6 protein-coding genes and 1 pseudogene are annotated in these 6,671 nt (G+C 43.8%); 5 read left to right on the top strand and 2 right to left on the bottom strand.

Annotated features, from left to right (window positions below; genetic code table 11):
* Both F6K57_RS32530 and F6K57_RS32525 read left to right on the top strand, forming a co-directional pair.
* Nucleotides 1-386: pseudogene (locus tag F6K57_RS32530) on the top strand (glutamate racemase); the annotation flags it as partial.
* A 946-nt stretch (nucleotides 387-1,332) separates the two neighbouring features.
* Entirely contained in the window at nucleotides 1,333-2,127 is a 795-nt protein-coding gene (locus tag F6K57_RS32525) for a lysozyme (RefSeq protein ID WP_293017319.1), read from the top strand.
* A gap of 1 nt (nucleotide 2,128) precedes the next feature.
* On the opposite strand, the gene F6K57_RS32520 is transcribed toward F6K57_RS32525, so the two are convergent.
* Nucleotides 2,129-2,260: a hypothetical protein gene (locus F6K57_RS32520; RefSeq protein ID WP_293017320.1), complete on the bottom strand. Its 132-nt coding sequence runs from the start codon at nucleotides 2,258-2,260 to the stop codon at nucleotides 2,129-2,131.
* Nucleotides 2,261-2,416: 156 nt separating this feature from the next.
* Here F6K57_RS32520 and F6K57_RS32515 point away from each other — a divergent pair, with 156 nt between their 5' ends.
* The 3 genes from F6K57_RS32515 to F6K57_RS32505 all read left to right on the top strand — a co-directional run bounded on the left by F6K57_RS32515 (nucleotide 2,417) and on the right by F6K57_RS32505 (nucleotide 5,668).
* Nucleotides 2,417-3,607, top strand: coding sequence for an iron-containing alcohol dehydrogenase family protein (locus tag F6K57_RS32515; protein WP_293072162.1), 1,191 nt, complete (start codon nucleotides 2,417-2,419; stop codon nucleotides 3,605-3,607).
* Nucleotides 3,608-4,031: 424 nt separating this feature from the next.
* On the top strand, nucleotides 4,032-5,243 hold the full coding sequence (locus tag F6K57_RS32510) for an aspartate aminotransferase (protein ID WP_293072161.1): 1,212 nt from the start codon (nucleotides 4,032-4,034) through the stop codon (nucleotides 5,241-5,243).
* A gap of 272 nt (nucleotides 5,244-5,515) precedes the next feature.
* Nucleotides 5,516-5,668, top strand: coding sequence for a hypothetical protein (locus F6K57_RS32505; protein WP_293072160.1), 153 nt, complete (start codon nucleotides 5,516-5,518; stop codon nucleotides 5,666-5,668).
* A 336-nt stretch (nucleotides 5,669-6,004) separates the two neighbouring features.
* Here F6K57_RS32505 and F6K57_RS32500 read toward each other — a convergent pair.
* The coding region (locus F6K57_RS32500) for a restriction endonuclease (protein WP_293072159.1) at nucleotides 6,005-6,671 on the bottom strand (667 nt) is incomplete at its 5' end.

Here is a 6,671-nt window from a genome sequence, read left to right as displayed (position 1 = left end):
GGCAGTACCTAGAACCTTTGCTAGCAGCCCAAATCGATACCCTAGTTTATGGCTGTACTCATTATCCCCATCTAGAACCGATCCTGCGGGAAATATTACCCCCAGACGTTAAATTGGTAGACCCAGCGAAATACGTTGTTGCTGCTGCTGCTCAAGAACTGGATTTAATTGGAGGGAAGAATACTGGTGAGGCAAGACCAACTCGCTTTGGGGTCAGCGGTTGTCCTCAACAGTTTGCCCAACAGTCCCTACAATGGCTGGGTTACACTCCAACAGTTGAAAAAATACACCTACCACAGGTGTCAATCCCTACAATACCTTTAGGTGCGACCTCTGGCGAATTTAATTCGCCAAGGTCAAGCGCACCTTTAGAATCGGTAGATTGACCATTGAACTTCCCCATCCGTCGCAGGAATGGGGTATCCTTTGCACAACCTAATTGGCTGTTATCGACCTGGGCGTAACTTTCCCCCGCACGGTCGGTAGCTGAGTAGGGTCAATACCCAGTTTTTGAGACCCTTACTTTTTATATTAACACTATTTGAGAGTAAAAATTCATCCTCAGAGACGAAACCTTAGGATAGTGGAGCCTTAATCAAAAAGTTTTAACCCTTTTATGAATAGCCGACTAACCATAAAGGCGACCCTATCCTTACGGTAACTTTAAGACCTAATAGGACGGGGTATTCTTTTCCCTCTCAAACTCTCCCACTCTGATAATAGACCGATTTTTTTCACTATAAATTTGGTTGTGGAGGCAATTGTCACCGCATCCCATTTCTCTTAGGTGAAGTCCTTGCTCACAGGCGACTTCACCTAAGTTAGTTATTATCAAGATTAATTTTTCGCAATTTTTTCGATCACTTTAACCCCTTTAACTCACCCTAGATCTAAATCAAGCTAAATCAAGGTTTGGCTCGGCTTGTCATATCATCTCCGGATAATTACCCTTAATAATCTGTCGCCCACGGGAACGCGCACCAAGAGACGGGAAAGGGGAATTACTCGTTTTGTAAATTTTTGTTTCAAACTTATCACAATTAACGTAAAAGCGAAAACTCACGCTGAAGACTAACTTAGTAACTCAAAACCCTAGTGGTTGAGTAAGCAGTCAGCTATGAGCTTAGTCAAGAAACAGAGTCAACTCATGGGATTTTTTTCCTGGGAGACTCTTGTATCTTAAAATCTGGTTTGTCGCTTATTTTGACCCATTACCAATTGCGAATTACTAATTTACCCTTAACCTTTCCCAATAAAAATTAGGGATAGAATAATTAGTAAAGCAGATTTTATCGCCAATAACGTTACGTTTATTTTATAAGTCATCTAACTATGTCAGCTCTAACTATTAAAGACATCAACACCGATAGCCTTTCTGTAGAAGAACGCTATGCACTTGACATTATAGTCAACCTGCCAGTGCCTCAGGTTAGTAAACTCCAAGAATTAATGGAATTGGAGGTAGAAGACGTTATTAGCCCTATAATTTTAGAAAATTTTATTGAACTGTGTAAAGAATGCGGCTTGGACTTGTCTGAGGCAGGAGTCAATAAGTTTAAAGATGCTAACAAACTTGGGAATACTGGAGCTGTCAGAGGAATTATTGGTCCTCAAACGGCTCAGTTTTACTTTGATGCTATCATCAATAAAGTAACACCAGAGTTGCCACCAGGTACCGATAGAAACATTAACCAAGCTGGTTTAGATCTTGTTAAAGAGTTTGAAGGACTCCATAAAAGGTGCCCCGATGGCAGAGTAGAAGCTTATATCGATCCGGTGGGAATTCCTACTATTGGATGGGGTCATACGGCTGGTGTTCGCATAGGAGATATCATCACTGTTGAGCAAGCGGAAAAATTGCTCAGACAAGATTTAGAAAGTTCTGAATCTACGGTGAGTAATCTTGTCAAAGTATCACTGACTGATAATCAATTCTCTGCTCTAGTTAGCTTTGTGTTCAATATAGGACCAACAGCGTTTAGGCGCTCTACATTGTTACGTAAGTTGAATCAGGGTGATGTTCAAGGGGCGGCCAATGAGTTTCTTCGTTGGAACAAGGGTGGTGGTCGAGTCCTATTAGGCTTGAGCAAACGCAGAGAAGCGGAGCGTAAACTGTTTCTGAGCTAAGTCAAATTGAACGCGATTGCGTGGCCTTTTGGCCAAGGTTAAATGTTAAAGGTTGAAGGTTGCAGGTTGCAGGTTGCAGGTTTAAAGGTTTAAAGGTTGAAGGTTGAACGCGATTGCGTGGCCTTTTGGCCAAGGTTGAAGGTTAAAGGTTGCAGGTTTAAGGTTGTCAGCCAAGGCTAGACCTAATCCCTAACCCCTCTAAGTTTGGCAAAATGTATAATAAAAGACCTATCACCCAGTAAGGTCATTACTCACCTTACTAAACCAAAAGTTTATTTGGGCTACAGGCATGACCAAACAAGCACCTACCTCCTTGCTTTCCCTAAACGTGGCACCGACTCAAGTACTGCGTTGTCCGTTGGAAGACTCAGGAAATGCGATCGCACGGCTGGGAAATCGTCCTTTGATTGTAGGAGGCCAGCATACTCTGGCTACCCTAGCCTCATCACTGGAATCGGTTTTGGAACAGCATCAACTCAGTTATGAATGCGCATCCTACAGTCCTGATTGTAGTGAGAAGTCTTTAGCTAAACTCTCAGAAGCCGTTGCTGCTCATCAATCTGACTTAATTATTGGGATTGGTGGTGGTAAGGCGTTGGATATTGCTAAAATCCTAGCGCACCAGTGCCAGTTACCTGTAGTCACTGTACCCACCTCTGCTGCTACCTGTGCTGCTTGGACTGCTCTATCTAATATCTATTCTGACCAGGGGGCTTTCCTGTATGATGTTGGACTTGACCGTTGCCCAGATTTATTAGTACTTGATTACAGCTTGATTCAGACAGCGCCCCAACGTACCCTAGTTGCCGGAATTGGTGATGCCTTAGCGAAGTGGTACGAAGCTTCAGTTAGTAGTGGTAGCGCTACAGATACTCTAATTATTGCGGCTGTCCAACAGGCAAGGGTATTGCGAGATATTTTGTTCCAAAAGTCGGTTGATGCTCTAACCCAACCTGGTAGTGAGGTTTGGCGGGAAGTTGTCGATGCAACAGTTTTACTGGCTGGTGTGATTGGGGGCTTGGGTGGAGCTCGATGTCGTACTGTTGCTGCCCATGCTGTACATAATGGTTTAACTCATATACCAGCAGCTCACGATTCTTTACATGGTGAAAAGGTGGCTTATGGCATTTTGGTGCAGCTGCGTTTGGAAGAAATGCTTCAGGGGAACCAACTGGCAGCATCAGCACGGCAACAGTTGCTGAAGTTTTATGGTGAGCTTGGTTTGCCCCAAACTCTCCAAGACCTGGGATTGGGGTCGATTACCTTGGCTCAGTTACAGAAAGCAGCTGAGATTGCCTGTGGGGAAAATTCTGATATTCATCGGCTACCGTTTAAGGTGCTTCCAGAACAGCTGATGGCAGCAATGGTTTCTACTAGGGTAATAGTTGAGGGGAGTCGTCAGCAGTTAAGTTTGACAACCTCAACGGTTGAAGGTTGTTCGCGTAGCGTGGCCAAAGGCCAAGGTTGTCTGTCAGAATGAAGAATGAAGAATGAAGAATGAAGAATGAAGAATGAAGAATGAAGAATGAAGAATGAAGAATGAAGAATGAAGAATGAAGAATTACACATTCTTCATTCAACAATGTTGTTCGCCCCGTATTCGGTGTAGTGTAGGTTCCACCTTGTCAGGTTGCCGGTTGCCGGTTGTTCGCCCCGTATTCGGTGTAGGGTAGGTTGTCTGTCAGAATGCAGAATTAATTCTTAATTCTTAATTCTTAATTCTTAATTCAAAAATTTTGAAGGTTGCCGGTTGCAGATTTTGAGCTCAAACCTGATAACCTTTAATATTACTAGCATTTTCCCATACACTGGCTCTCAACTCCTTCCCGTAGCGTGGCCTTTTGGCCAAAGTCAAAAATTATAGGTCTTGACCTTCAACCGGCTAACTTCCAAACCTGACACTGATGATGGTAGATTTGATTACCCCAGCACAACGACTAAGCGCACTCCCTCCCTATGTATTTGCTCGTTTAGATGAATTAAAAGCAAGAGCCCGTGAGCAAGGGCTAGATTTGATAGACTTAGGGATGGGTAATCCTGATGGTTCAGCACCCCAGCCGGTGATCGAAGCAGCGATCGCAGCCTTAAAAAATCCCGCTAACCACGGTTATCCTCCGTTTGAGGGGACTGCTAGTTTCCGTCGGGCAATTACGAATTGGTATCACCGCCGCTATGATGTGGAGCTAGACCCAGACAGTGAAGCTTTACCTCTGTTAGGGTCTAAGGAAGGACTAGCTCACCTAGCCTTAGCCTATGTGAATCCGGGAGATTTGATTTTAGTACCTTCTCCTGCTTATCCAGTACACTTCCGGGGTCCGTTGATTGCTGGGGGGGAAATTCACAGTTTGGTTTTGAAACCGGAAAATGATTGGCTGATTGATTTAGGGGCGATTCCGGATCAGGTTGCCCAACGAGCTAAGATCCTCTATTTTAACTATCCAAGTAATCCAACCACCGCTACCGCCCCAAGGGAGTTTTTTGAAGAAATTGTTGCGTTTGCCCGTCGGTACTCAATTCTGCTGGTACATGACTTATGTTACGCCGAATTAGCATTTGATGGCTATCAGCCTACTAGTTTGCTGGAAATTACTGGCGCTAAAGATATTGGGGTAGAATTCCATACCCTATCCAAAACTTATAATATGGCTGGCTGGCGCGTTGGCTTTGTAGTGGGGAATAGCCGCATTATTCAAGGGTTGCGTACCTTAAAAACTAATCTGGACTATGGCATCTTTGCTGCCTTACAAACTGCTGCTGAAGCGGCCTTGCAACTGTCAGATGTTTACCTTCAAGACGTCCAAAACCGTTACCGCCGCCGCCGAGATTTCATGATTGAGGGTTTGGGAGAGTTGGGTTGGCAGATTCCTAAATCCAAGGCAACTATGTATCTGTGGGTTCCTTGCCCAGTAGGGGTAGGTTCAACGGATTTTGCTCTGAATGTTTTGCAGCAAACTGGAGTAGTCCTCACCCCAGGAAATGCTTTTGGTATCGGGGGTGAAGGGTATGTGCGGATTAGTTTGATTGCGGAATGCGATCGCTTGGGTGAAGCCCTCAATCGGTTGAAACAAGCTAATATCCGCTACCAAGCCCAATCAATGGTAAAGGTTGAAGGTTGAAGGTTCGAGGTTGTAGGTTGCAGGTTCGAGGTTGCAGGTTGCAGGTTGCAGGTTGTAAGTAGGTGCAGGTAAGTGAACTCAAGAACTGTTGGGGGGATTATATCAAATCTGGTAGCATCGGTTGACAACTTGCAATTGCCTCAATTGACTCTCTCCCCATCTCCCCATCTTCCCATCAATGTTTACAATATTACTTCCCGCAACTGCCAATCTTGGTCACCCCTTCAGGTAATATACTTGAACACCAATTTTTATAAAGAGTCTGCTGGGGTGTGAACGTAATCGTGAAGAACAATAGCCTTCGGACAGGGGTAGCGATTGGCCTTTGGCCACGCTACGCGAACGCTTTTTTGTGGATGGCAACAAGTACCCGTAATGCTGTTGCTGAATTAGTCATGATTGAGCAACAGGTTAAAGAGGATTAAGGCAAGCTCTCGTTGTCCAGTACACAAGTAATATCAAGTTTGGTTGAATACCCATAATTAATGGAGAGTGTGGGGAGATGGGGAGATGGGAACCCACCCCTAACCCCTCCCAGGAGGGGAAGATGGGGAGATGGGGGAGATTTTTATTAAGGGTAATTATCCTGACATGATATAACTTTTTTATTTGAATTGTGAACATACTCCCTTAAGCAAAAGCAAGGTAAGCATTAGCTGTTCCCGTAGCGTGCGCGTAGCGCATATGCTGTTGGCGTAGCCTGCGCGTAGCGCATATGCTTACGTTTTTATTATATATAATATTAAAAAAATTAAATGGGTTTACCCTGCACTATATACTTTTTTAATTAATTTTTTCAAATCATCCCTCTCAAAAAGCTCAATTTGATTACTAGCTGCCAGTTCTTTGGCATTTTCTGTAAACTTACTATTAGTGATAACTAGTCCCAGGTTCGCCTGATAATAGCCAATTGCCCCTGTTACTTCCTGAATGGCCTTAATCCCTACGCTACCTTGTTGTCTCTTGGCTTGAACAACAGCCTTGATCTCCCCTTTTTGAATTACCAGATCGGCTCCATAATCCCCACTTGCCTTAGTGCTACTCACTTGGTAGCCCAGTTGCTTAAATAATTTAGCCAGATATTCTTCAAACTCCCTCCCCTTCATGTTATCAATTGCATCTAACTGTTCATCAATATCCTGTTTCGATGCACGGCTATCCTCAACCGAAGATTTACCATTATTAACTTCTGCTTTGACTTTGCGTTTTAAATCACCTTTATATTTATTTTTACCTATATTATCATAAGATGATGACTTCGATGCCCGCCTATCCTCAACCGAAGATTTACCATTATTCACTTCTTCTTTGAGTTTGCGTTTCAAATCAGCAGAAACCATTAACCGTTCAATCTCTTTACAGAGAGATGCTTTAGATTCTCCTTCTTGTTGGCGCTGTTTATATATTCCAACCAGTAACGCTTCAAGT

The organism is Moorena sp. SIO4A5 (assembly GCF_010672005.1).
In the GTDB taxonomy this organism is placed as follows: Bacteria; Cyanobacteriota; Cyanobacteriia; order Cyanobacteriales; family Coleofasciculaceae; genus Moorena.
This window is presented reverse-complemented; position numbering and strand designations above follow the sequence as displayed.

Coding starts and splice junctions, on each gene's coding strand:
- F6K57_RS32525 (WP_293017319.1), top strand. CDS start 1,333: ATGTCAGCTCTAACTATTAAAGACATCAACACCGATAGCCTTTCTGTA.
- F6K57_RS32515 (WP_293072162.1), top strand. CDS start 2,417: ATGACCAAACAAGCACCTACCTCCTTGCTTTCCCTAAACGTGGCACCG.
- F6K57_RS32510 (WP_293072161.1), top strand. CDS start 4,032: ATGATGGTAGATTTGATTACCCCAGCACAACGACTAAGCGCACTCCCT.